This window comes from Heyndrickxia acidicola (genome assembly GCF_001636425.1).
Taxonomy (GTDB): Bacteria; Bacillota; Bacilli; order Bacillales; family Bacillaceae_C; genus Bacillus_AE; species Bacillus_AE acidicola.
Genome location: NZ_KV440953.1, coordinates 1,346,453 through 1,370,307, shown reverse-complemented (window position 1 = coordinate 1,370,307; position 23,855 = coordinate 1,346,453). Strand labels below are relative to the sequence as shown.

Below are 23,855 nucleotides of genomic sequence, written 5' to 3'. Positions count from 1 at the left end.
TATTTAAAATATAGGAGTGGGAATATGAGTGAAGAGTGGAAAAAAGACCGTTTTGGTGCTATCGAGCGCGGAGAAAACCCTATGGTTATGGCAAAAATGAAAAGTGGTTATGCCGTGATAGGGGACACACAATTTTTGCCTGGATATTGTGTCTTACTGGCATACCCAAAAGTTAGTACACTTAATGAACTTACAATTAAGCAACGCAGTGAATATTTAGTTGATATGAGTTTAATAGGGGATGCCATTCAATCTGTATGTAATCCCAGACGCATTAACTATTCCATTTATGGTAATTCGGATGCATTTTTGCACGCCCATATTTTTCCTCGTTATGAGTGGGAACCGGAAGATAAGAAACCCTATCCCGTTTGGCAATATGGTGATTTATGGAATTGGGCAGAACTTCAATATAACGAAGGCAAACATGGTAAGCTAAAAAAGCAGCTGACAGAAACAATAGCGGAAATGATGAAAAGGGAATATGGTTAAGCTGATGTTCATTAGGCAAAAGAGCTGATTTTTTTGTCCCATTTTATTTGGCATGAAGATAAGCTTCTGTTATTTTAAAAAAGAACGATATTTATAAGGATACAGCGAAGGAGATAAATACGTTCATAAAACAAAATACAGAAGGTAAACACTGGAAATAATACTTATGATAGCTTCAATCAATAGACATTAATTGAAAAAGAGTGGTGGTCTTTAATGACAAGGAGTAAAACGAATCCTAAGGTTGATGAATTTTTAAGTAAGGCTAAAAAGTGGAAGGAAGAGTATGAGACGTTGAGAAGTATTGTTCTTGACTGTGAGCTGACAGAAGAATTTAAGTGGATGCATCCTTGTTACACGTTTGAAAATAAAAACATCGTGTTAATCCATGGATTTAAAGAATATTGTGCGCTTCTGTTTCACAAGGGAGCATTGCTTAAAGATCCTCAGGGAATTCTAATTCAACAAACGGAAAATGTACAGGCAGCGCGCCAGATTCGGTTTACCAATGTTCAAGAAATAAGTGAAATGGAATCCATACTGAAAGCTTACATATATGAAGCGATTGAAGTTGAAAAAGCCGGTTTGGAAGTGAAGTTTAAAAAAAATACAGAATACAGCATTCCTGATGAGTTTCAAGTGAAACTTGATGAATTTCCTGCCTTGAAAAATGCTTTTGATGCATTGACACCGGGACGGCAACGGGCATACCTTCTTTATTTTTCTCAACCAAAACAATCCAAAACCAGAGTTTCAAGGGTTGAAAAATATATGCAGCATATTCTCGATGGAAAGGGATTGCAGGATTAGTATTTTTTATCCAGAACTAGGGTGTTCCATGCTTATGGATAACCAACTTAGAAAAGAAAAGTACTGCACATAAAAGTGTACCGATTGGCTTTTTGCTAAAAAGTACGCTTTTTCTTATATATTATAAAAATACTACTGCTGTTTTGAAAAAAGGACAGTTCTTTTATTCTAAGGCATCCAATTCATAAATCTATGAAAAATTAATTGCTGTTGATTTAAGAACGAATACAATAAAAAAAGTTTATACTTTTGAAGAAGATGTGGTTCTTCCTACAGCTGCTCCATTTAACCGTCTCATTGCGTGTCCAGTATCTAAATCTAAGACAATAATAGCTCCCGGTCCTTTGGAAGAAGAATCCGTTATATACGCAAAACCCAATTTTCCGACTCGGAAATCAAATCGCACATCATTCAGATACATTTCCACTTCTACTGATCCCTATTTTTTACCGAAAATAGAAGGGGAAATCTTGGTGAATCGAAACAAGGATGGTCCACTTCTCCTGAAAGATTTGCTTCTGATGGAATAGCGACTTCTCCAGACGTAAAAACATTGTTTTATTGTCCGCAATCCAGCCGCCATCTGTTTTCTATTTCAACAGAGTCCTTAAGAGACGAGACAATCACAGATATGGAATTGCTTTATAAGGTGGAGTATTGGGGAGAAAAAGGGGCATCAGATGGATTAATGACCGATGCAAAAGGAGCCGTCTATGCCGGAGATTATGAAAGCAACAGTATACGAAGGATATTGCCTGAAGGCACAATAGAAACCCTTGCCCATGATCCGAGAATATTATGGCCCGATACTTTTTCAATTGCCCTGATCAATACTTATATGTGAGTGTGAACCAACTGTATCGGCAGGCAGGATTTCATTATGACAAAGACCTGCGGAAAAAACCTTATAGCTTAATCCGTATAAAAATTAATGAATTGCCTGCTCCTTTTTATTAATGTAGGCTCTTTTTTAACTTTGTAAAAAAGGAATTTTTCGGCTTATTTATGAGGAGATAACGTTTAGTTAATCAAAACTGCACGGTTCTCCTTATATAAAAAGGGGGAGAAAGTATTGACGGAATTATCTTTAAAAATTATTGATAAAAGCAATTGGGAGGAAGCTATTCAATTATCAGTAAAAGAAGAGCAAAAAAAATTTATTGCATCTAATCTTTACACGATTGCAGAGGTGCAATTTCTTGATCATTTTTATGTAAAAGGGATTTACCTGCAGGATAAAATGATTGGACTTACAATGTATGGTATAGATGCTTATGATTATAATTATTGGATTTATAGATTAATGATTGATAAACATTTTCAAGGGAGTGGATTAGGTAGACATGCAATAAAATTAATTATTGAAGAGATAAGACAGACAAATGACGCAAACATTCCCCTTATTATGATTGGCTGCAATCCTGAAAATACAGCAGCAAAGCACGCTTACAAAAAAGCAGGATTTGTAGAGAGTCACATCGCACCCTGGGGCGAGCAATTGGCAACATTCAGCTTATAATCGTACAGACAAATTTTTGTGTTCCTTCTTGGATAAGCTTTTTTTTATAACTGAAATGTTTGCATATACTAATGACGTAAGGGTATAGTCTATTATTCCAAATTTAAGGGGGGACTATCATGAAGGCTGTTACCTTTCAAGGTGTTAAGAACATGGAAGTAAAAGAGGTCGAAGATCCAAAGCTGGAAAAGAATGATGATATCATTGTTCGCATAACGTCAACCGCTATCTGCGGATCGGATCTTCATATTTACCAAGGGGCACTGCCTGCAGAAAAGGATTATGTCATTGGGCATGAGCCTATGGGCATTGTGGAAGAGATAGGACCTGAAGTGACGAAGGTAAAAAAAGGTGACAGAGTGGTACTGCCTTTTAATATTGCCTGTGGACATTGTTTTTACTGCCAGCATGACATGGAAAGCCAATGTGATCATTCCAATAGGAATCCCCATATTGATACAGGCGGTTATTTTGGGTTTACAGAGAGATATGGAAGCTATTTAGGCGGACAAGCTGAATATTTACGGGTTCCATATGGGAATTTTACTCCCTTTGTTATTCCTGAATCCTGTGAATTAGAGGATGAAGCCCTATTATTTATGTCTGATGTATTACCAACTGCTTATTGGAGTGTGGAGAACGCGGGGGTAAAAGAAGGAGATACCGTTGCAGTTCTCGGCTCAGGTCCTATCGGTCTAATGGTTCAAAAATTCGCTTGGATGAAAGGGGCGAAACGGGTCATTGCTATTGATCATCTCTCCTACAGACTAGACCATGCAAAAAGAATGAATAATGTTGAGGCGTTCAATTTTGCTGAGTTTGACAATATGGGTGCCCATTTAAAAGAAATTACGGGCGGCGGAGCAGATATTGTCATTGACTGCGTAGGAATGGATGGGAAGAAGTCAGCCATTGAAGCAATAGAACAAAAGCTGAAGCTGCAGGGCGGGACACTGAGTGCTATTCAAATTGCCACCAATGCAGTCCGTAAATTTGGGACAATTCAGCTGACAGGAGTATATGGCTCAATGTACAATATGTTCCCATTAGGAAACCTTTTTGAACGAAACATAACAATGAAGATGGGACAGGCACCGGTTATTCACTATATGCCCATGCTGTTTGATAAGATTTCAAACGGAGAATTTGATCCTACTGAAATTATTTCACACCGTATTCCATTAGAGCAGGCAAGCGAAGCATATAAAATATTCAACGACAGGGAAGACGAATGTATTAAGGTAGTCTTAAAGCCATAATATAGATGTAATAAAGAAAAGACTGCCCGGTGCAGTCTTTTTTTTATTTAATTTTTAACAGATTAAAGGATTTTAATATAATATGTCCGATTTCTTGGACCATCGAACTCGCAAAAGTAAATCCCCTGCCAGGTTCCAAGAAGCAGGCGGCCGTCTTCTATAATAATATGCTGTGAAGCGCCTACTGTACTTGCCTTCATATGGGCAGCAGTATTGCCTTCCATATGTCTGTCAAGGTCGTGGTTCCAAGGGTATACTTCATCAAAGCGGCGAATCATATCTCTTTTAACATCGGGATCGGCATTTTCGTTGATGGTAATTCCGGCAGTTGTATGAGGGCAATAAACAACGACAGCACCTTCCCTGACATTATTCTCGAATATAAAGCGTTGAACATCATCTGTTACATCAATCATTTGATCATGCTGGGCGGTTTTTAACGCAACTTTTTTAAGCATCCATACCATCCTTTCTATTTACTCTCACGATTGTAACACAGATGAGGACGTATAATTGCACTATACGTCCTCAAGGCAGTATGAAACCTGTTTTCTTTTAGTCTATTTTAAGCTTCTTTCCTTGTCGCTCGCTTTATTTTTACCGATTTTATTAATGGAACCAGCGTAAGGATGCCGATGATGAGCAGTATCGCTGCAAGTTCATAAATTAGTGTGATGGTTGTAAGGGACTTTAGCCAGCCTGCAATGGACATGGTTACGACCATTGCTCCCATAAAAAGCGGATTTAATATCCCATTTACCCGTCCAATAAAGGCTTCTTCGGTATTTTGCAGGATCATGGTATTTATTCCAATCTGAATGCATGGCATAAAGAGACCGGAGATAAATTGAGCAAGAAGAGTGAGCCATAAAACGGTGGACATGCCCATCGTAATGAACCCAATGGCACTGGCGGCTAATCCCATTGCAAGCAATAGCTGAGGAGCAGCCTTTTTGGCAACAGCTAGAGTCAATCCACCTCCAAGGATCATGCCAATTCCAAAAGCCGCCATCAGCCATTGGAGCATTTCCTTTGGCAGTCCTAACTGTTGTGTAATTAGAAATACACCAAGAGGCTGAGTGAGGCCGATTGCCAGGCCGGCTACAAGAAAGCATGCACCGAGAAGGGTGAGGGATTTGCTATCTTTTACATAAAGGAATCCGTTTTTCATTTCTTCCATAAGAGTTGTCTTGCTGGCTGGTCCTTCGAGCTTTCGATCCGGAGGGAGCATAAGCAATACAGCCGCAGAGCATATAAAGGCAATCCCCATAATGGCAATAGCGGTTTTAATTCCAAAATGCTGATACACAAATGTACCAAGGATGGGTCCTAAGATCATAAAGAGTGCAAAAATAGTCTGATACAAAGACATTCCCAGCTGAACAAGCTCTTCCGGAACATGCAGCTTGAACAGCTTCATTCCGGAAGGCTGTGAAAACTGTGAAAGAATGGAAGAGACCAGAGTGGCAAAGAAAATCACTTTCCAGCTGCCGAACATCAAAGCCAAAAGTACAACAAAGATCGAAACAGCGCTTAACAAATCACACCACACCATAGTCCGTTTGGGAAGCCATCGATCGGCAAAAGTTCCGCCAATAAAAGAAAACAAAAAGATTGGCACAAATTCAGCTACTGAAATCAATGAAACGGCAACCGGATTTTGATGGGTTTTATCCACAACAAACAATAAAATGGAATAGTTCCTTACCCATATCCCAATTTGGAGAAAGAGGGAAGATAGCATGATGACCAGCACTACGCGATTTTTTAGCAGATCACCCATTCCCGGTTTCACACCAGCTGTATTTTCAGTCATAAAAAAACCTCCTGTTCCATTTCTGGACAGGAGGAGGCAAGTGGGCGGCGGAAAAGACAGAAATATCGTGTCTTTTTGTCCAGTCTCCAAAAGGCCATACGAATCCTATCCAGAAAAAATAATCAATACTTTAACATGATTCTTTTTTCATCAAATAGGATTACTTATCCATCGCCCTTTGGTCACCCTTCCGTTATATAGTATCCTTATTTTACTTTAAGCGGGTGGAAAACACAATAGGAACTGGAGAAATCACAAATGGAATGCCCAGAGCTTACTAATTTTACAATAACTTAATGATTACTTAAGGGAAAAATAGTTTATAAATTATCTATTTAGGTATAGATAGGTTAAGGTTCTTTTTCAAGGCAGGGAACCATGACATGTCTTTGGTTCCGCTTCCTGTTCTTAACTTAGCTGTGAATAGTAATATGAAGGGGAGGTGTAATTATCAAATACGAGGAAAAGTCTGAAGAACAGCTGAAGGAAGAATTAGGGACATATTTATCAACTCCTAAAGATGAGCATTCCATCCCTTCTTCCGGTGATAACGAAATGGACTCTTCAACGAATGGATAAAAAGTAACAGGAGTAAAAGGAGCAGCTGTTTGTTGTGCAGCGGCTCTTTTTTAATGGATGTGCTGAAAGGCGCGTGAAACGGCCGTTTCAAACGAATGGGCTAAAAAAACAACAGTGTCGTCTAACAAAGCCTTTTAAATAAATTTTTCACTTTACAGGCGAAATGTTTTCAACCCTTTGTCCCTTCTTATCCACTTTAAAAAGAAGGAAAAAGCGGCATTATGCAGAATGTAATAAAAAGGAATATATCGTTGGGTTTGCCTACAACAGGAGGGGGAAGGATGTTCATTAGAGAGCTGACACCGGAAGATGCAGCAGGCTTCGCAGAGGTAATGAAAAAAGTGGAAAGCACATCTGATTTTATGATGATGGAACCAGGGGAGAGAACTGTAACACCAGAAAAACAAAGAGCTCTGCTGGAAGCCATGGCGATTCAACATAACTCAGCTATATTTGGTGCAGAAAATGAAGATGGAGAGATCATTGGGTATTTAATTGCAAAAGGGGGAAATGTGAGGAAAAAGAAACATGAAGCCTATATTATCATTGGGATTTTGGAGGAATATAGAGGTTGCGGAGCAGGGACAAAGCTCTTCCATCATTTGGAACAATGGGCGATGGAACATCATATTTCCAGGCTCGAATTAACCGTTGTAACGGAAAACCAAGCTGGAGTTGCCTTATATAAAAAGATGGGGTTTGAATTGGAAGGAGAAAAACGACACTCTCTTTTCTCTGGAGGCAGATTTTTTAACGAGTATTATTATGCTAAACTATTGCCTCTTTCAGATGGGTTGAGAGTCCATAAATGAATCAGCAGTATGATTGTAAACCATCCATTTAGTATGTAGAGAACATCGAAACAAAAGGATGGCTTACTTAATATCCTGCCAGTTCAGTTTAAAATTCATCGCACTGATTATTGATCAGACTTACCATTAATGATCTGATGACGGTCCTCCATATGAGGCGGTTCTTCCAGCCATCCATTTTTAATCATAAGCTTTATTCCATCCTGGGCATAAAAATAAATATCCTTCGCTAATAATGCCGATTGCATTGATAGATCGCTCCGTAAACTAAAAATGGTCCCGAAGCTTGTCCCTACAATTCCAAAGCCGTTCAGAATATAGACACAGAACATCATTAGTTTTTCCGAAAAAGGTGCGATTGTTGATGTAGTGACAGTGCTCCCTGTAGAAGCTGTAGACTGAATATCGCTTTTTATAAGAAGTTCCTCAAAAATTTTAATTTGCTTCTTTGCCAATTCTTTTCCTCTAAGGAAATATTTTTTTACTTCTTTATTCTTTGCACACTGGGCAAAGCCTGTAATGAGCTGCATTCCTACATTATTGGTTTCAATGCCATGATGAAGATATCCAAGCTCAATGTCATTCAAAGCTCTATTTTCCTTGAAAAGATTAAAACCACTTAAATAGGCCTTACTTTCTACATACTCATTATGTTTTGTCAGAGTCACTTTTGGGGGGCTGGTAAGAATGCCTTTCCCTAACAAATAAAGAGTCGATAGTTTATAGATTTTTTGAGTGATGGAAGTCAGCCCCTCATAAATTTCCATGACATCATCACGGTAAGCCATATTCATGTTAATGGTGTACATTCCCATGCTTATCTCTTTTAGAATCCGGACCAGCATAATATCAAAGCCGTTTCCGTATAAAGCGGGGGCTTCGGTATTTACATCTGTCTTTGAAAATCCAACAGGAATGGCAGCGCCTTCTCCCTTGAAAACCTCTTCTATTTTTTTTATATAATAATCCAGTTCCTGCCAAAGACCGCCCATAATATTTTTTGGTTGCTCCTCATCAGATTTTGCAATAAAATATTCCAATATTCGAAGGATGAGTGTTTTTTCCAAATAGGTAAGCCAAAGCGTTCCAACCTCTGATGCACTTAAGGGATTTTTCTTATTCAACGCTTTATAACCTCCAAACGTTTTGATAGTTGAATTATGTTCCAAAGGGCCTTGAATTATTCTGTAGATGTTGAATAACCAGTAGAAGACTTTAAATTGATGTGTGCTGCAAAAAATGAGAGTAATTCTTATCGTTTAAATATAAGAAGATATTGGGGATTTTTAGTATTTATGCTCTGTTGGAGCAAATCGCCGAGCAGGCTCACCAATTGATCATTTAAAGCGAGTGCTGGAGAAATTAACAAAATAGGATGATTGGGGAAAACGTACGTTCTCTCTTAAAACCTCATGTTAAACAAAATCCAAAGTTGATTGGAGCGCAGGTACGAGACTCCTGCGGGAAAAGCAGGAATAGGGAGACCCCGCAGGAGAGCAGCGACGAGGAGGCTCCCGGCGACCCGCGGAAAAACGAGTGCTTGAAGTGGAAATCAACCCAGCAGGATGAATAGAGAGCTGCCTATGTCTATGTACAATCCTAATTTGGATTTAATACAAAGGTTGTTAAGAGAGAAAGGCACGAGACTTATGCGGGATTAACTGACCTTAGGGAGACCCCGTAGGAGAGAAGCGATGAGGAGGCTCCCGGCCGCCCCGGAAAGCGAGTGCCTGAAGCGGAAATCAACAAGCTGGATAATAAAAGCAATAACGACGTTTCTCTTAAAGTACAATCTTAAAATGTGGCCAAAGTTAATTAAAGAGTAAGTTGCTGTTGCAGGATGAACAATGCCTGTATAAGAAATAACCGTATTGACAATTAAACTCAATACGGTTTTCTTTAGCTCAGCTGCAAGCAGGTGTTCTGTACTGCCTATTTAGTCGTTCTGCTCACATAAGGATAGATAGGGTCTTTAAGCTCAAACTTATACGTAATTCCATCCACAATCCCGACCACTTTCTCACTATCATAAAGGTCAAGCATAAACTGTGCCATCTCTTTAGCTGTGTGGAATTGAGGTACAGTACCCTCATATTTAAAATCTTCCAGCTCAAATGAACGCTTGGCAAACTCTGTTTCCGTTGCGGCTGGAGCCAATACCTTGGCTTGCAGAGGTGCACCTTGTGCTTTCAGTTCTTGTGCAAGTCCCTCAGTAAAAGCACTGACATAGAATTTTGTTGCACAATAGGTAACAGCGTCAGCTACAATGGTATATCCTCCACCGGATGAGACATTAATGATTTGTGTTCCTTCAACGCTGGAATAGTCACGCACATAGAGGGAAGATAGAATAGTTAAAGCTTCAATGTTAAGATGGAGCATCGTCTCTATTTTGTTCAAGTTTTGTTCTCCAATAGAGGCGAAATTGCCAAATCCAGCATTGTTTATCCATGTTTCAATTTGGTAGTCCTTTACACTATCATAAAAGGTATGTGTATTTTTTGCTGAAGAAAGATCCGTTTCCCGTATTACAACATCTAATTCAGAATTTATTTGTGCTACTTTGGCTTTCAATTCTTCTAACAGATCTTTTCTGCGGGCAGTGATAATTAAGTTTTTTCCTCTGGCAGCAAATGCAAGCGCCGCTTCATAACCAATACCTGAACTTGCACCTGTAATTACGGTATATTTCATGATAATTCCTCCTAGATTAAAATAATCACTCGAGTGGATTCCATTATATTCGTTAGAGTATACTCTAAGGCAAGTGTTTTTATATTGCATAGTGATAGTGTCCATCCTATTATGGGAAAGATAAGGGGGATTTTATGTATAATATTAGTGAAATCGCAAGACGATTGGAGACAACGGCTCATACTCTGCGTTACTATGAAAAAGAAAAGCTGCTTTCTCCCAACCGAAATGCAAACGGGGAAAGAGTGTATAGTGAAGGAGAGCTAAAATGGCTTCAATTTGTAATGAAATTAAAACAAACCCAAATGCCAATTGCTAAAATTAGAAAATATGCTGAGTTATTGAAAGAAGGGGAACATACAGCTGCTGCTAGACTGCAGCTTCTTAATGAGCATAGAGAATCGATTAAAGAACAGATAGAAAACCTTTTAGAGACCGAAAAGCTCCTGAATAAAAAAATCAATGCCTATAAACAAATGATTAGAAAATAATGTTTTAAAAAAAACAATTTTGGCGTATCACCTAGAATGGCTTTTGCTATTGGTGATACGCTTTTTATATTTCTGAATCAAATACTTTTCATATTGTAGCGATACAAAAAATTACAAAAACAATGTTCCTAATCTTCAATAATAAAATTTAGCGTGGCGATAAGGTGTTAAAAAGTGATTGGAAAAGGAAGCAAATATTACCGAAATTACCTCGAAAAATAGTATAATATTGATAAAAGACAGAATAAGAAGGTGGGATGACAATGCCTAAAGAATATGAAAATCGCGGCTTTTTGCTAAAGCAGCGTGCTTTTTTAAAGCTGTATTTATTAAATAACATTCCCAAGCAAAAAGGCTACGGTTTAAAACTTTTGGAAGAACTTCGAGAGGACTTTAAACAATATGGGTATTCACCTACTCATTCTGAACTATACAAGGTTCTGCATGAATTAACTCGTGAAGGAATTGTCAGAAGAGAAAAAAAGCTGTTGGGGGAGCCTGGAGTAGACTTTCAGGAAATCATTATTTATCATTTGACAGACAAAGGACAGCAGGAAAAGGAGCTGTATAAAAAGCAAATGAAAGCAGAGCTTGATCGCTGTTTAGGCTTATTGAATAAAGCTGTAAGAGATAACTATGGTCCGCTGCTGAACTAGCTTTGCCCTTAAATCAATCAGGATATAAGATATTCTGGCACTTAGATAGCAAATGAAAAAGGGTATTCTCAAAAGTAAGAATACCCTCTTATTAGTTACAAGTCTAAGCCATGTGATCCATCGCTGAATCCGGTATCTCATGTGCTTGTCCTATAGATACGATATCAATTTCCTGAGTCTCATCCTTATACAAAGCCATGGAATCTACTTCTCCCGTTATTTTGCACTTCATGGATTTACAATCTGGATTAGTCTTTTTGTGTTCCAATATTTCTCTTACTAATTCTCTTTTCTGGGCCTCATCATCAAATAGCATAATAACATCGGTGTCCAAATTAATTCTTATCATAACAAAGCCTCCTTTTTATTAAAAGTTTCCCTATTTCAGCCTAATTTAAGCCCCTTCTTTTTACTTATTTAAAAAAAATCCTATTTTTCTTACCCGATATTGACTAGAAAAAAGGAAATAAATAAAAAAAAGAGAATCCTGTATCGTATGCCAATTTTAAAATTTTTGAGTAAGGAGTGAAAAATATGAAAATTGCACTCGCGCAGACTAGATTTCCGGCTTCGGCACTGGAAGGACTTAATACCATCAAGAAGATGATACTGGAAGCAGGTGAGAAAAACTGCCAGCTAATTTGTTTCCCCGAATCCCTTCTCCCAGGTTTAAGAGGAGTGGGCTATGAGATAGAGGATTACAATCACGATTTACAAATGGAGGCTGTAGAACAAGTAAGGAAGTTGGCAGTGGAAACAGGGGTATCTGTTATTTTGCCAATGGAATGGAAAGGAGAAACGGGCATGCATATTATCGCCAAGGTGATCTCAAACGATGGTGAAATACTTGGCTTTCAAACAAAGAATCAAATGGATCCGGAAGAAGATCAATTTAATTATGTACCAGGTGAAGGGAGAAAATTGTTTAAGGTTGGACATTTGACATTTGGCATTGTCATCTGCCATGAAGGCTGGCGTTATCCGGAAACTGTAAGATGGGCTGCACGAAAAGGAGCGAGAATTGTCTTTCATCCCCAATACACTGGAATAGTCGAGAACCCCGGGTTTTACAATTATGCAATGGTAAGCAGAAGCCTCGAAAACAATATCTACTTTGCCAGTGTGAACTACGCATTGAAAGGACAAGAAACTACGTCTGCTATCATTTCTCCAAAAGGCGAAATACTTGCAGCCGCGTTGCCGGAAAAGGAAGAATTGCTCGTTTATGAAATTGAACCCGAGCTTGCAACAGGTTTGTTAGCCAGCCGCTTTCTTCCATCACTGTGTTAAAAGCTACTACATATTAAAAATTACTGAAAATCGAAGAAGGTGGATAGTGATAGATAGTAAAAACAGCTTATAAACTGTTTAAATAAAGCAATGACTACCATTATATCTGGATCATTGGTTACTAAATCCTTCTTTAAAAAACTATAGTCCATTAGCTATCTAGTACAGTTGAAGAGAATTTATTCTTATATTGATTTATGATTGCTGTATAATAGCTTGTGAATGAAAGAATGGCGGAAAGAGGGGTAACATGATTCAGTTAGTATTCATTTATTATTTAGTGATAAATGTACTAGGACTATTTTTAATGTATACGGATAAGAAAAAAGCAATTAATGGCCAGTATCGCATTAGGGAGGCTACATTATGGAGAGTGGCGATATTCGGCGGAGGAGTGGGTTCGACGATAGGTATGGAGATGTTTAGACATAAAACAAAACACCCCTCATTTAAATATGGTTTCCCTTCTCTTGCTATCATCCAAATTGTAATTGTCATCTATTTGGCAAATCTACGTTATTAATTAACCTTTGGCAGCTATGTAGATGCTGTATAGGGAGAGCAGTAGAAAAGTCGAAAAAAATCAAAGTAAAAGCCGCCTCTAGGTGCGGCTTGCTTCACTAATAAAACTTAGAATAATGTGATATGATATCCTCCAACTGCACCGGTGATGACAACGACCCATGGAGGGAGCTTCCAAAACATCAGCATGCTAAACAGAATAGAAGCAAAAGCAAAATCCCTGGCTGAAAGGATTGAACTCGTCCAAATAGGAGTACAGAAGGCAGAGATTAAAATTCCGACAACCGCTGCTTTAACCGCGAGCAGTGCACACTTTACTTTCTGGTTTTGACGCATTGAGGATTTAAGAGTTTACGTGAGACGCCAGCAGGAAAAACCGGTTAAGAGAAACCCCGAAGGATTACAGTGAGGAGGTTCCCCCACCGCCCGCGAAAAGCAAGTACCTGTAGCAGAAATCAACCAGCAGGAAAACCAGAGCCTTTTAAATAAAGCCTCTATTCGCAGAGACTGTTACATTATCGCACAATGGATAATTCAGTATTTTGTCTGTCTTAATAAGTTATTTACTATTTATAGAACCTTTTTTAGTCAAAAAGCAACGAAGTTAAGGGGAAAATCCCAGATTAATCCAATTTAATTAAGAACAAGAGGTAGCATCCAATCTTTTTAATTTTCCATTATATATAGCGGAATGCATTATATTCCTCACTATTTTTCTATATATGTTGAATTTAAGTTTATACTATGATGTTTGGAGCGAAAGACTCGAGACTCGTATGGGGCAAGCAGGCATAGGGAGACCCCAAAGGCGCAATTTGCGTTTTTTGAGTAGGCTCCCTGTCTGTCCCGCGGAAAGCAAGTGCCTGCAGCGGAAATCTATAGCCAATTTATAAGAAAAAATTTATATAGCTTTGAAAATTATTTTACAATATCTATATTCAGGGATCGTATCGTATTATTTTGCTGCTGTGACTTAATAGATTTTGAAATAACACTAAAAGGTGTTATATTATATCTATCACACACTTTATAATTAAAAAGAAGGAGGAAAAATCTTGAATTCACAAGAAAATTTAACGGAAATTCGTAAGACCATCATTCTAAATGCTCCTATTAAAAAGGTGTGGCAGGCTGTCTCAACATCTGAAGGAATAGCAGCCTGGTGGATGCCCAATACGTTCGAGCCGGTTTTAGGGCATGAATTTATTCTCCATGCAGGTCAATTCGGGGATTCACCGTGTAAAGTTACGGAATTAGAACCGCCATACCGGCTTGGATTTGACTGGGGAAAAGACTGGCATCTCGTTTTTGAATTAAAATCATTAGATGAAAAAACAGAGTTTACACTCATCCACTCAGGCTGGGAAGCAGATAAAGCGACTGAGTTTGGACAGCCTCATTCAATGATTCGAACGATTATGGATGGCGGATGGGATAAAATTGTAAATGAAAAACTTCCAGCCTATTTTGAAGCTTAAAATGGATATTCCTGAAGCGAGGCATGATGTTTTTCATGGGATTGCAGATCCTACACGCCGGCGAATATTAAAAATGCTTGTTGACAAGGAACTTCCGATTGCATCCATTGCCGAGTGCTTACCAATAAGCCGTACTGCTGTTAATAAACATTTGCAAGTGCTTTCTGATGCCGGGTTAGTCAACAGGAAAAAAGCTGGTAGGGAAATGCGGTACACTCTTCGGCCGGAGGCATTCATGGAGGTCAAAGATTGGCTGGCTTTTTTTGAACAATACTGGGATGAGAAGCTGCTGGTCTTGAAAAAATATATAGAAGTAAAAGACGGTCATTAAATTTCTTGTAGGTTATCACCTTTTTCAAATAAAAGGCAGCCATTTATTATCCTACAATCTAAGAGGATACGATAGACTCTTGCGGGAAAAAGAGGGTTAAGCAGTACAAGCAGACTTAAATGGTCTGAAAAAACAATTTGAATAAAAAATTTTTTTAAGATCTGAACTATTTTAAAAAAATTGAAATATGTGTTAAAATTAAAGTGAAGCAAATGAAAATAATACATCTATGATGTGAAAGTAAGATATATTAAAGGGTCTTTTATTGCGGCACAATGGTAGCATTAGTTATTGAGATTATTTACATCGAATATAGTGGCACAGGCTAAAGTCTGTGTTTTTTTCTTTATAGATCAGTTTAAGCTTCATGGGGGTTTTTGTTAATAGAAAAAGAAAGAAATTATTTGAAACAACTGAATATTCTTTGTAACGGTGGACCAAAATTCATATCCTCCTTTGTACAGTTTTAAAGAATTAAACTTACTGGTAGGATATATTATTAGGAAAATATTCTTCTTGCCTTTTAAAAGAGGAGGAATTTGAAAGAATGAGTGCTGCCAGTTTTGATCATGAACCATTTACTTATAGTGAATTTTTTATTTTTTTAGTGTAACAAATATATTATCTTTTTGATATGTGTCCAAAGTATAAAGCAAAGGTCAGTTTATCAGAAGGATATACGTAATGAGGTGATTGCTTTGTATATGAAAATTGAGGAAGACCATACCATAAAAATGCTACAAAGAATAGCAGAAGGAATCATCTGTTTGAACCAAGATGAAGAAATAGTATTCGTGAATGAAGCAGGTAAAGGTTTTCTTCAAATACCAGATGGCCTTGAATTTCAAGGTAAAGCGATTTGGGAGTTGATTCGCCCTGAAGTAAGAGAAGAATTGTATAGTATGATGGCAAAGTCAAAGTCAACACTTCAAACAATTCATTCTGAAATCTATTTGACATCACTGTCTAAATGGATAGATTGCACTATTTACCCTTCTGCAGAAAATAGTGTCATTATGATTAAAAACATTACTGCAATAAAGAGTGTTGAAGAGGCGTTTCGCAAAAAAAACCTAAGACTCACTATTCTTTCTGAGACGACAAGCCAATTATTATCGAAGGATAATCCTAAAGATATCCTTGATTCATTATTTAATGAGCTATCTCTTTATCTTAATTTAGATACATTTTTTAATTATATTTATGATGAAAAGGTAAATAAGCTCAAATTAATGAACAGCAGCGGGGTTCCTGAGGCAATGAAAAGGGAAATTGAATGGCTGAATATAGGGGAAGCTGTATGCGGAAAAGTGGCTGAGACCAAAGAAAAGATTGTAAAAGAAAACATCGATCAGTCAGATGAAGAATGTCTTCAAATCATAAAAAATATTGGAATAAAGGCGTACGCATGCTATCCGCTAATCTCTTTTGGGAAATTTATCGGGACTTTATCATTTGGTTCAACAGCAAGGGCGGCTTTTTCCGATGAGGAATTAAATCTTATTCCGGTAATTTGTAGCCATGTGGCCATAACACTTGAGAGAATCTTCTTTATTTCTAAGTTGAAATTTGAAAAAGAAGAAGCGGAAAAAGCCAATCGGACAAAATCAGATTTTTTATCCATGATGAGCCATGAGCTCAGAAATCCATTAAATTCCATTCTTGGTTTTGGACAAATTCTATATGAAGATGAACACGATCCATTATCTAAGGAACAAAGCAAAAAATTGAAAAGAATACTGAATTCCTCCAGACAATTGCTGACACTGATTAATGATACGTTAAATGTGGCGAAAGCTGAATATCAACTAAATGATATACTAGCAAAACCCATTCAAGTTGGTCCTGTTTTAATGGATTGCATTAATATGGTCCAGTCTCAGCTGACTAATAAACAGATTACATTATTATGTAATGTCGACTTTACTCAATTACCATTGGTGCTGGCAGATTCAAAAAGGCTTCAAATCATACTGTTGAATTTATTAACCAACGCGATCAAATTTTCAAATAATCAAGGAACCATTAAAGTGACATGTAACATACAAGAGTATTTATTGGAGATTAGTATAGAAGATTTTGGAATTGGGATTCCCAAAAAGGAGCATGAAAGAATTTTTGAGCCATTCTATAGAATCTTTCACCCTACTTTAAATATTGAAGGCACAGGGATAGGTTTGTCTTTGGTAAAGCAATTCATTGAACAGCTGCATGGAAAGGTACGAGTTGAAAGTGAACCAGGTATAGGCAGCTGTTTTAAAATATCACTGCCAGCTTATTTATGGAAAAAGTAAGTATGCTCCTTTTGTGAACCGAAGTTAGTTTAGAGAGCGGCTTTCTTTTATTATTCCACATGTTATGATTTGGTTATTTTTGTGGTGAAATATAGATTTACTTTTTCAAGAGAAACAATTATGCTCTAACAATCTATTTTGATCACAAAATACAACCCAGGAAGGGGCATTATAGTTGAAATCTATAAACGTAATGATTATAGATGATAACGAAGATTCCATTGAAATCTTACATTATTATCTTAGAGGGCATGAACACTTTGAGGTTATTGGAATTTGCAGAAATGGCGAAGAACTCGTCGATCAGGTTATGAGAAAAAAACCGGATTTATTATTAGTGGATATTAATATGCCAAATAAAAATGGCATAGAGGCTGTTAAGGAATGTATCAGCTTTTATCCAAATTTAAGATTTATTTTTATAACAGGATATGAACATTATGCAGTGGAGGCATTTGATCTTTCGGCAGTTGATTATATCGTAAAGCCGATAGAAAAAAAACGGCTGCATCAGGCCTTAGGGAAGGCGATAGATAAAATTGAGTATGGGAATCAGCTGCCAAAAACCAAAATTCAAAATTTGTCTGTGAAAGACCAAAAAGGTGTTACCTACATTCCCTTACATGAAATATTCTTTATAGAAAAAAAAGGAAAGAAGAGTGTGATTTACTCTAAAAACCAGAATCTTGAAACCAATGAAAATTTAGCGAATTTGCTATCTCGACTCGACTCTTCCTTTTATGCAGCACATCGTTCTTATATCATTAACCTCAAAAAGATTTCTCATATTGTGCCCCAACATAAAACGTTTGTAGCTTATTTTCATCAATTTGGCTATAACGCAAGTATTTCAAAGCTTAAAATTAACGATATAAGATTGAAACTGGAAAGTTATTAACCAAGGCTCTTTTCGTAAACTTTGTTGTTAATTGACACATAATTTAATATCAAGATTTAGTATTAAAAGATGTGAATAGCTTACGAAAAGAGCCATGAAGACAGACAACATATGGTATGATGCCTTGTATGTAAAGCAACCATCTATGTGAAAACAGCCTTAACAAATGAAGGAAACAGTCAAGAATTGAGTTTTTTTTGGACAATGAATGAGTTCAGTAATTGATCTAAATATTGACTGCATGTAATTGTTTCTTCAGAAGCTAATCCGTATAGAGCAGCCAATTCCAACAATTTTTTTCTGGAATGTTCAATTTCTTCTTCAAGCTTATTCATATCATCCCTCCTTAAGACCTATGCTGAACATACTATCAGAATTAATTGAATAATAGTGGTCAAAAACGTGAGAGGTAAAAAAATAGAAGTAATATGTAGAATTTTGCCTCTTTTGGGGAATATTTAAATTATAAATCTGTTTTCTGTTAACTCTTTTCTAATGCCAAAGTATATAGTGATAACTCTAATATGAATCGCATTGGAAAAAAAGTTAGACAGACAAGGATTTGAGGAGGAGGAAAGTGGCCAAGTCGTGTTTTTTCATTTAGAGATAGTTCTAAAAAGTAACTATTTGGGATTATAAAGTGGTTTTTCAACTCTATTAGACACAAATAGACGTTCTATGTGTCCGGCAGCCGTTAGACATCTTAATGAAGAAAAGGTACACTCAACGTATAGTGCCGGGTCCAATGAATTGTGAAAATGAAATAGCTGTACCATAGGAGGGATTCAATGAAACCATTATCAGTTGTAATAGTGGATGACGATGATTCCTCAAGATATTTATTAAAGAATTTTATCAGCTATTTTGCAGATTATGAATACGCGGGTGAAGCGTCCAGTGGACTTGAGTTTATTGATTTGGTACTGGATATCAAGCCTGATATTGCATTGGTTGATATACAAATGTCCGGATTAAGCGGCATGGAGGCTGTCAGGGAATGTTTGAAAAGTCAGCCAACATTGCAGGTTATTTTCACAACCGGATATGAGGAATTCGCCGTAGAGGCCTTTAATATCGCTGCTGCAGATTATTTAATCAAACCTATCCAAAGACACAAGCTTTTATCTGCTCTGGAAAAAGGAAAAAATTCTTTGGAAGGGTTAAGAAATAAAAAGAGGGGGCAATCCTCGAGAGACCAGTATCGCAAGTTATCGGTCAGATCCTATAATACACATCTCTATCTTCTTTTTGAAGATATTCTATTTGTCGAAAAAGAAGATAAAAAAACAATGCTTCACACAAAAGATGAGGTTTTTGAAACAACTGAATCTTTACAGGAAATAGAAAGCAGATTGCCAGATTATTTTTTTAAAACACATCGGTCTTTTTTAGTGAATTTAAGAAGTATTGTTCGAATTGAACCCATGGGAGAAACTTATCTTGCTTACTTATCAAACACAAAAAAAGTCGCTTATATCTCCAAGCTGAAAATACAGGAGGTAAGAGCGCTGCTAACAAGTTAACCTTCTAAAAAAGAACCAAGATATATACAAAGAATATACACATGGACAGCTTGAAATCACAAATATCATTTTTCATGACACTTATAACATTAAGATATGAAGATTGTAAAAAATCAATCTAGCGCTTCCTCTTGTTTGCTCCGTTGCCGCTTCAATCATTCAGATCATTATCCACCTAAATGAAATTCCTTAACTTTCATTCTCATCAGTCGCTACTTGAACTTTGAACTATTAAATAGCAAGGTGAAATCCTAGTATTCATACAGGTGATAAAACTACTGTTTTGTAACATTTTTTCTATAGATTTAATCGAGTGAAAGAATGGAGGAGAGTGAGATGAATGAAATACTAAATGATCTGGAACTAATTGACTCATGCAAGAGACTTTCTTCTCTTGAAATGCTTGGAAAATTGACCAAGGGAAATATCAGAGGGTTGGATAAAATATCCGTTCAAACCTTTTTGAAAAATAAAAAAATGAAGGATGACATTTTTAATGTTCTCATTGTTTATTTTTTTAATGAGTATTCGAATACAGTTTATGATCGAACAGCTTTCGCAAAAATCTATTTTTATTGGCTCAGGAGTGGAGTAAATACTTTTCAAAAAGCTTTAGAAATGACCAAACTCGATATCTATTTACTCGGGAAGAATAACGGGAAATCATAGAGGAGTATTTCTTTTTCTTTGTTTAATATAGTTGGAATAATGATTTCCCGTCTTCATTAAGGTTTGTTAAAGTTGAATGTTGATTTTCATCCAATTTGATTGGAATTGCATCCGGGACGCCTGTGAGATAAAGAGTTTAAGAAAGCCTCCCAGGTGTCAAAAATCAAAATCAATAGAAAAGATGCACAGCTTTTTTTAAAAGGCTAGGTTTATAATTGCTGTTCGTGCAATGAATAAATCTGTATTTTCGATGGTCAAGTCGGCATCTTTCATAAACTTTGTATTTAAGTGCTGTAATTTAAGCAATATAGCAAAGTTTACGAAAAGAGCCTTTATAGAGTATAAAGGAGAATTAATATGAGGAATCAAGAGTTTGAATATATTGGTCGAAAGATTGTTGAAAATAGATATACCTTAGCTCGAATGATCAGTAAATACATATATCAATACACGACGAACAATTTTGAACAGAGCAGAATGCCAGAAACCGATTATACGGAAATAAGGGCTGAAATTATGGGTTATTTCGGAGAAGCACTTTATAATGAAGAAATTATGGTCAATAGAAAAGTAGAAGATTGGGCGAGACGGGCAGGGGACTTGACAATTAAATATAATATTTCTTTAACAGAATCCTTGCGTATGGTTTCGGTTTTCAGAATCATTGTATGGGAAATATTCACAGAAGAACTACAGCAAAACCATATTAGTTGCACCAGTTTGGTTGATATCTCCGAAAAGTTTCATAATCTTCTCGATTCTGTTTTTAGAATTTTTGGAGAGGTTCATGAAAAGTATAATCGAAGCTTGTTAAACACTGCTTATAAGGAGCTGGAGGAATTATCCGTTCCAGTAGTTCCTTTAGCAAGAAGGCTTGCTGTTATTCCTCTTATAGGTGCTGTGGACACCTACCGTGCCGAACTGATCATGAAATCAGCATTAAGTGAATCAAACCGATTGGGTCTTGAAAAAATTATTTTTGATCTCTCAGGAGTGCCAATAATAGACAGTTTAGTTTCAAATTTGCTTTTTCAAGTTATTAAATCATTAAAATTAATGGGTGTGGAGTCTATCATAACTGGAATTCGTCCTTCTATTGCCCAAACGATTACTCGTTTGGGAATTGATTTTCATTTTATCCAAACGTTTAGCAGTATGCAGCAGGCTCTTAACGAGTTAGGATTTAAACAAGTGGAAACAAAATAATAAAATCCTGTGGTTAATTACAAAGTGAATAGTTTTAATCAAAAAGGAATCTTCAATCGAAGTTCCTTTTTTATGTAAGCGCTTAGACCGGATCCTAGTTGACTACCTTTTTTAACATTTTAAGATGTTTTAGTCTCCATGTTTGTAATCTTAATGAGGAGGTGACTAATTTTAGTAAAAATATAGTATTGCTTGCTGAGGTGGTATGGCAAATACCTAAATGAATCTGGTTGCTATTTGTCATTTTTCTGCGTTCACATCAATTAATAATAAGCAATCCCATCCATCTCGTTTCTTATCACCTTTTTTTATTTTATTGGCCTTGTTAAAGGACTCTGTCGTTTTATAGCTCATTCGTGTGAAACGGTTGTTTCATACGAATGAGCTATAAAACGAGCAGTTATCAACAAAGAATTTTAACAGAGCCAATTTATTAGTCCCTTGAGTATTTATCACACACTAATTAAAGGGGGTACAACATATGATATATGGTGAACGTCATTTATTAAGGCTGTTTTGCATAAATTGTTGCTATTCGTAAAGTGAATTTTTCCTTATTTTGCTCGTCTTTGGCATCGTTTTGTTTATTATTCATGCAAAATCCGGTATTTTAACCATCTTTTTATTCTGAATAGCAATAAAAGTATATGTAAGAGTCTTTTTAAAGAATCGATTTTATTTAGATCTTTATCTAAATTGTTCTTATTCATACGGCAATTTTCTTTTTGAAAAGCAAATAGGGGGATTACTTTGAAAACATTATTATTAGACGATATTTTAACTACAATGAACGTTCAGCCTAACGAAAAACAAAAAGGTGTACGTATCTTTCATGTAACGCATGACAGGTTTGATATTGATAATCATACTGTATATTTTCACTTGACAAACAAAAACGTGCCTATAGACTCGATAGTAAACTATGAGAATGTTTTTATTGTGACAGATTCGCCGTTTCCTTCAATCGAAAAGTTGAAATCAGAGCAAATTATCATGGTAGATGATCTTAAAAAGGCTTTCTTTAAATTTACTTACTATTACAGGCATCTATTCAACATACCTGTTGTTGCCATAACAGGTACTTGTGGGAAGTCCACCACGAAAGAAATGTTAAAGCATATCTTAGAGGAAACCCATAATGTCCAAGCAACCATTTCCAGCAAAAATGCGGATTATTACAATCTGCCTTACTTAATGGGGATCGATGAAGATACAGATGTGGCAGTATTTGAAACAGCTGTAGCCGCAAAAGGAGATATGGAGGTGGCATGTAAGTATTTTTATCCGACCATTGGAGTTATGACGATGATCGATGTGGACCATACAGATAAATTTAGTATATTTGATGATTATATTAATGAAAAGGCAAAAATAATGGAAGGGTTAGGCTTTGAGGGAACGCTTTTACTAAATACGGACGATCCTTATCTCTCCGCTCTCAATACTTCAAAATATAAAGGAAGCATAGTATCGTTCGGGAAAAGCGACGATGCGGATATTAGGATTAAGGAAATTCATTATGATGTTTCAGGAATGAACTTTTCGTTTCTAACTAAAGAAAGGGAGTTTAACGGGTATATACCTGGTTTGGGAGAAAGTAATGTGTATAATGCGGTCGCAGCGTTGGCGGTAGCTGATGTTTTAGGAATTGATTTACACTATGCCATAAAGAGATTATCAAGCTATCAACATATGAAATCACATTTTCAAATCATTAAGGGTAGAAACCAAATTACGTTAGTGGATGATACGTGGAAATCGAATCCTGCCTCCTTAAGAAAAGGTTTAGAATCTTTATGCAGCATCGCAAAGCCGTCTCAAAGAAAAATAGTTGTACTCGGAAGAATGGCATCACTCGGAAAGTATGCAAATGAACAATACACGAAAGCAGGATATTTGCTTGGGCATTTAGGGATTGATGTACTTATAACGAAAGGATCGATTGCGAAAGACCTGGCAAACCCAGCCATCAGGGGTGGAATGGATCCAAACAATGTTTATCACTTTTCAGAAGCAAATGAAATAAAGAATTTTTTTGATACATTTTTAAAGCCATCTGACATTGTGTATTTTAAAACAGGTGGAAATCAAAGTGATTTTGAGGATATCATTGATTATTTGAAATAGAAAAGCATGCCATAGAACTTAATTGGTTTGAATTGAAAAATGAGACGCTCTTTTATTTTTATTTGTGATGAAAAGAGGGTGACTTAAAAGGCGGTAATAAGCGGTCTTTTGAGTTACCTCTTTTTATTTTTGGAAAGAAAAAGAAAAAGGGAAGAAAAACAATTGATGCGAATAATAGCATGGTGTATATCTGTTGAGCAGAAAAGAACAGACAGGACGAATAGCGCTGAGCATTTCTAATAATTCCCAAAGATTGTTTGGATTCAACGTTAATTAGAGTAGAAGGCAAAAGACTCCCGCAAGTTCAGGGAGTTATTGGGGAATCCCCATAAGCAAGCAACGATGTAGTTCCACTACCGCCCACGATAAGCAAGTATTCGGAGTAAAAT

23 protein-coding genes and 3 pseudogenes are annotated in these 23,855 nt (G+C 36.6%); 18 read left to right on the top strand and 8 right to left on the bottom strand.

The genetic code is table 11. The annotated features are described in order from the left end of the window. Positions 1 to 24: 24 nt before the first annotated feature. Positions 25 to 492, top strand: coding sequence for an HIT family protein (locus A5N88_RS06415; RefSeq protein WP_066264227.1), 468 nt, complete (start codon positions 25 to 27; stop codon positions 490 to 492). 216 nt (positions 493 to 708) lie between these two features. Then, positions 709 to 1,302 carry a YdeI/OmpD-associated family protein gene (locus tag A5N88_RS06410; RefSeq protein WP_066264226.1) on the top strand — a complete coding sequence of 198 codons (594 nt, stop codon included), beginning with the start codon at positions 709 to 711 and terminating at the stop codon, positions 1,300 to 1,302. Positions 1,303 to 1,579: 277 nt separating this feature from the next. Here the strand turns inward: A5N88_RS06410 and A5N88_RS26375 are convergent. Beyond that, positions 1,580 to 1,720, bottom strand: a pseudogene (locus A5N88_RS26375) (L-dopachrome tautomerase-related protein); the annotation flags it as partial. Positions 1,721 to 1,724: 4 nt separating this feature from the next. Here A5N88_RS26375 and A5N88_RS26525 point away from each other — a divergent pair. The 3 genes and pseudogenes from A5N88_RS26525 to A5N88_RS06390 all read left to right on the top strand — a co-directional run. Then, positions 1,725 to 2,259, top strand: a pseudogene (locus tag A5N88_RS26525) (SMP-30/gluconolactonase/LRE family protein); the annotation flags it as partial. Between the two features lie 115 nt (positions 2,260 to 2,374). Beyond that, positions 2,375 to 2,821, top strand: coding sequence for a GNAT family N-acetyltransferase (locus A5N88_RS06395; RefSeq protein ID WP_066264223.1), 447 nt, complete (start codon positions 2,375 to 2,377; stop codon positions 2,819 to 2,821). A 119-nt stretch (positions 2,822 to 2,940) separates the two neighbouring features. Beyond that, on the top strand, positions 2,941 to 4,080 hold the full coding sequence (locus tag A5N88_RS06390; RefSeq protein ID WP_066264221.1) for a zinc-dependent alcohol dehydrogenase: 1,140 nt from the start codon (positions 2,941 to 2,943) through the stop codon (positions 4,078 to 4,080). Positions 4,081 to 4,142: 62 nt separating this feature from the next. Here A5N88_RS06390 and A5N88_RS06385 read toward each other — a convergent pair whose 3' ends face one another. Together A5N88_RS06385 and A5N88_RS06380 are read right to left on the bottom strand one after the other, a co-directional pair. Beyond that, positions 4,143 to 4,538, bottom strand: a complete 396-nt coding sequence (locus tag A5N88_RS06385) for a secondary thiamine-phosphate synthase enzyme YjbQ (protein WP_066264220.1) — start codon at positions 4,536 to 4,538, stop codon at positions 4,143 to 4,145. 107 nt (positions 4,539 to 4,645) lie between these two features. Next, a complete protein-coding gene (locus A5N88_RS06380) occupies positions 4,646 to 5,896 on the bottom strand; it encodes an MFS transporter (protein ID WP_066264219.1) in 1,251 nt (416 codons plus the stop codon). An 860-nt stretch (positions 5,897 to 6,756) separates the two neighbouring features. Here A5N88_RS06380 and A5N88_RS06375 point away from each other — a divergent pair. Beyond that, positions 6,757 to 7,287, top strand: a complete 531-nt coding sequence (locus A5N88_RS06375; protein WP_066264217.1) for a GNAT family N-acetyltransferase — start codon at positions 6,757 to 6,759, stop codon at positions 7,285 to 7,287. A 107-nt stretch (positions 7,288 to 7,394) separates the two neighbouring features. Here A5N88_RS06375 and A5N88_RS06370 read toward each other — a convergent pair whose 3' ends face one another. After that, the gene (locus A5N88_RS06370; RefSeq protein WP_066264216.1) at positions 7,395 to 8,411 is read right to left on the bottom strand and encodes a DUF3231 family protein; all 1,017 of its coding nucleotides are present in this window, start codon (positions 8,409 to 8,411) and stop codon (positions 7,395 to 7,397) included. 808 nt (positions 8,412 to 9,219) lie between these two features. Next, a complete protein-coding gene (locus A5N88_RS06360; RefSeq protein WP_066264213.1) occupies positions 9,220 to 9,981 on the bottom strand; it encodes an SDR family NAD(P)-dependent oxidoreductase in 762 nt (253 codons plus the stop codon). A gap of 134 nt (positions 9,982 to 10,115) precedes the next feature. Between A5N88_RS06360 and A5N88_RS06355 the strand changes: the two genes are divergently transcribed. Then, on the top strand, positions 10,116 to 10,472 hold the full coding sequence (locus tag A5N88_RS06355; RefSeq protein ID WP_066264212.1) for a MerR family transcriptional regulator: 357 nt from the start codon (positions 10,116 to 10,118) through the stop codon (positions 10,470 to 10,472). Positions 10,473 to 10,735: 263 nt separating this feature from the next. Beyond that, positions 10,736 to 11,128, top strand: a complete 393-nt coding sequence (locus tag A5N88_RS06350) for a helix-turn-helix transcriptional regulator (RefSeq protein ID WP_066264211.1) — start codon at positions 10,736 to 10,738, stop codon at positions 11,126 to 11,128. A 103-nt stretch (positions 11,129 to 11,231) separates the two neighbouring features. Here A5N88_RS06350 and A5N88_RS06345 read toward each other — a convergent pair whose 3' ends face one another. After that, complete coding sequence (locus tag A5N88_RS06345) at positions 11,232 to 11,477, bottom strand: hypothetical protein (protein ID WP_066264210.1); 246 nt, start codon at positions 11,475 to 11,477, stop codon at positions 11,232 to 11,234. A gap of 185 nt (positions 11,478 to 11,662) precedes the next feature. On the opposite strand from A5N88_RS06345, the gene A5N88_RS06340 reads away from it, so the two are divergent. Together A5N88_RS06340 and A5N88_RS06335 are read left to right on the top strand one after the other, a co-directional pair. Beyond that, positions 11,663 to 12,418 (top strand): carbon-nitrogen hydrolase family protein, encoded by a 756-nt coding sequence (locus tag A5N88_RS06340; RefSeq protein ID WP_066264208.1) that lies wholly within the window; start codon positions 11,663 to 11,665, stop codon positions 12,416 to 12,418. A gap of 250 nt (positions 12,419 to 12,668) precedes the next feature. After that, complete coding sequence (locus A5N88_RS06335; protein WP_066264204.1) at positions 12,669 to 12,941, top strand: DUF1294 domain-containing protein; 273 nt, start codon at positions 12,669 to 12,671, stop codon at positions 12,939 to 12,941. Positions 12,942 to 13,048: 107 nt separating this feature from the next. Here the strand turns inward: A5N88_RS06335 and A5N88_RS24195 are convergent. Continuing rightward, positions 13,049 to 13,279 (bottom strand): annotated as a pseudogene (locus A5N88_RS24195) (chromate transporter); the annotation flags it as partial. Between the two features lie 716 nt (positions 13,280 to 13,995). Between A5N88_RS24195 and A5N88_RS06330 the strand changes: the two are divergent. The 4 genes from A5N88_RS06330 (at position 13,996) to A5N88_RS06315 (ending at position 17,941) form a co-directional block, all read left to right on the top strand. Further along, the gene (locus A5N88_RS06330; RefSeq protein ID WP_066264203.1) at positions 13,996 to 14,418 is read left to right on the top strand and encodes an SRPBCC family protein; all 423 of its coding nucleotides are present in this window, start codon (positions 13,996 to 13,998) and stop codon (positions 14,416 to 14,418) included. Beyond that, positions 14,387 to 14,749, top strand: coding sequence for an ArsR/SmtB family transcription factor (locus A5N88_RS06325; protein ID WP_232317542.1), 363 nt, complete (start codon positions 14,387 to 14,389; stop codon positions 14,747 to 14,749). Before A5N88_RS06330 ends, A5N88_RS06325 begins: the two co-directional genes overlap by 32 nt. Before the next feature lie 704 nt (positions 14,750 to 15,453). Beyond that, complete coding sequence (locus tag A5N88_RS06320; RefSeq protein WP_066264201.1) at positions 15,454 to 17,043, top strand: GAF domain-containing sensor histidine kinase; 1,590 nt, start codon at positions 15,454 to 15,456, stop codon at positions 17,041 to 17,043. 175 nt (positions 17,044 to 17,218) lie between these two features. After that, a complete protein-coding gene (locus tag A5N88_RS06315) occupies positions 17,219 to 17,941 on the top strand; it encodes a LytR/AlgR family response regulator transcription factor (protein WP_157090614.1) in 723 nt (240 codons plus the stop codon). Positions 17,942 to 18,120: 179 nt separating this feature from the next. On the opposite strand, the gene A5N88_RS24190 is transcribed toward A5N88_RS06315, so the two are convergent. After that, positions 18,121 to 18,276, bottom strand: a complete 156-nt coding sequence (locus A5N88_RS24190) for an aspartyl-phosphate phosphatase Spo0E family protein (RefSeq protein ID WP_083953064.1) — start codon at positions 18,274 to 18,276, stop codon at positions 18,121 to 18,123. Between the two features lie 453 nt (positions 18,277 to 18,729). Here A5N88_RS24190 and A5N88_RS06310 point away from each other — a divergent pair, with 453 nt between their 5' ends. The 4 genes from A5N88_RS06310 (at position 18,730) to A5N88_RS06295 (ending at position 23,466) form a co-directional block, all read left to right on the top strand. Continuing rightward, the gene (locus tag A5N88_RS06310) at positions 18,730 to 19,464 is read left to right on the top strand and encodes a LytR/AlgR family response regulator transcription factor (protein WP_066264200.1); all 735 of its coding nucleotides are present in this window, start codon (positions 18,730 to 18,732) and stop codon (positions 19,462 to 19,464) included. 336 nt (positions 19,465 to 19,800) lie between these two features. Then, positions 19,801 to 20,133: a hypothetical protein gene (locus A5N88_RS06305; protein WP_066264199.1), complete on the top strand. Its 333-nt coding sequence runs from the start codon at positions 19,801 to 19,803 to the stop codon at positions 20,131 to 20,133. Between the two features lie 357 nt (positions 20,134 to 20,490). Beyond that, the gene (locus A5N88_RS06300) at positions 20,491 to 21,339 is read left to right on the top strand and encodes an STAS domain-containing protein (RefSeq protein ID WP_066264198.1); all 849 of its coding nucleotides are present in this window, start codon (positions 20,491 to 20,493) and stop codon (positions 21,337 to 21,339) included. 750 nt (positions 21,340 to 22,089) lie between these two features. Beyond that, complete coding sequence (locus A5N88_RS06295; RefSeq protein WP_066264196.1) at positions 22,090 to 23,466, top strand: Mur ligase family protein; 1,377 nt, start codon at positions 22,090 to 22,092, stop codon at positions 23,464 to 23,466. Positions 23,467 to 23,855: the final 389 nt, after the last annotated feature.

What these genes read in the sequence shown, in the direction of transcription:
- A5N88_RS06415 (WP_066264227.1), top strand. Translation starts at nt 25, where the DNA reads ATGAGTGAAGAGTGGAAAAAAGACCGTTTTGGTGCTATCGAGCGCGGA.
- A5N88_RS06410 (WP_066264226.1), top strand. Translation starts at nt 709, where the DNA reads ATGACAAGGAGTAAAACGAATCCTAAGGTTGATGAATTTTTAAGTAAG.
- A5N88_RS06390 (WP_066264221.1), top strand. Translation starts at nt 2,941, where the DNA reads ATGAAGGCTGTTACCTTTCAAGGTGTTAAGAACATGGAAGTAAAAGAG.
- A5N88_RS06385 (WP_066264220.1), bottom strand. Translation starts at nt 4,538, where the DNA reads ATGCTTAAAAAAGTTGCGTTAAAAACCGCCCAGCATGATCAAATGATT.
- A5N88_RS06380 (WP_066264219.1), bottom strand. Translation starts at nt 5,896, where the DNA reads ATGACTGAAAATACAGCTGGTGTGAAACCGGGAATGGGTGATCTGCTA.
- A5N88_RS06375 (WP_066264217.1), top strand. Translation starts at nt 6,757, where the DNA reads ATGTTCATTAGAGAGCTGACACCGGAAGATGCAGCAGGCTTCGCAGAG.
- A5N88_RS06360 (WP_066264213.1), bottom strand. Translation starts at nt 9,981, where the DNA reads ATGAAATATACCGTAATTACAGGTGCAAGTTCAGGTATTGGTTATGAA.
- A5N88_RS06355 (WP_066264212.1), top strand. Translation starts at nt 10,116, where the DNA reads ATGTATAATATTAGTGAAATCGCAAGACGATTGGAGACAACGGCTCAT.
- A5N88_RS06350 (WP_066264211.1), top strand. Translation starts at nt 10,736, where the DNA reads ATGCCTAAAGAATATGAAAATCGCGGCTTTTTGCTAAAGCAGCGTGCT.
- A5N88_RS06345 (WP_066264210.1), bottom strand. Translation starts at nt 11,477, where the DNA reads ATGATAAGAATTAATTTGGACACCGATGTTATTATGCTATTTGATGAT.
- A5N88_RS06340 (WP_066264208.1), top strand. Translation starts at nt 11,663, where the DNA reads ATGAAAATTGCACTCGCGCAGACTAGATTTCCGGCTTCGGCACTGGAA.
- A5N88_RS06335 (WP_066264204.1), top strand. Translation starts at nt 12,669, where the DNA reads ATGATTCAGTTAGTATTCATTTATTATTTAGTGATAAATGTACTAGGA.
- A5N88_RS06325 (WP_232317542.1), top strand. Translation starts at nt 14,387, where the DNA reads ATGAAAAACTTCCAGCCTATTTTGAAGCTTAAAATGGATATTCCTGAA.
- A5N88_RS06320 (WP_066264201.1), top strand. Translation starts at nt 15,454, where the DNA reads ATGAAAATTGAGGAAGACCATACCATAAAAATGCTACAAAGAATAGCA.
- A5N88_RS24190 (WP_083953064.1), bottom strand. Translation starts at nt 18,276, where the DNA reads ATGAATAAGCTTGAAGAAGAAATTGAACATTCCAGAAAAAAATTGTTG.
- A5N88_RS06310 (WP_066264200.1), top strand. Translation starts at nt 18,730, where the DNA reads ATGAAACCATTATCAGTTGTAATAGTGGATGACGATGATTCCTCAAGA.
- A5N88_RS06305 (WP_066264199.1), top strand. Translation starts at nt 19,801, where the DNA reads ATGAATGAAATACTAAATGATCTGGAACTAATTGACTCATGCAAGAGA.
- A5N88_RS06300 (WP_066264198.1), top strand. Translation starts at nt 20,491, where the DNA reads ATGAGGAATCAAGAGTTTGAATATATTGGTCGAAAGATTGTTGAAAAT.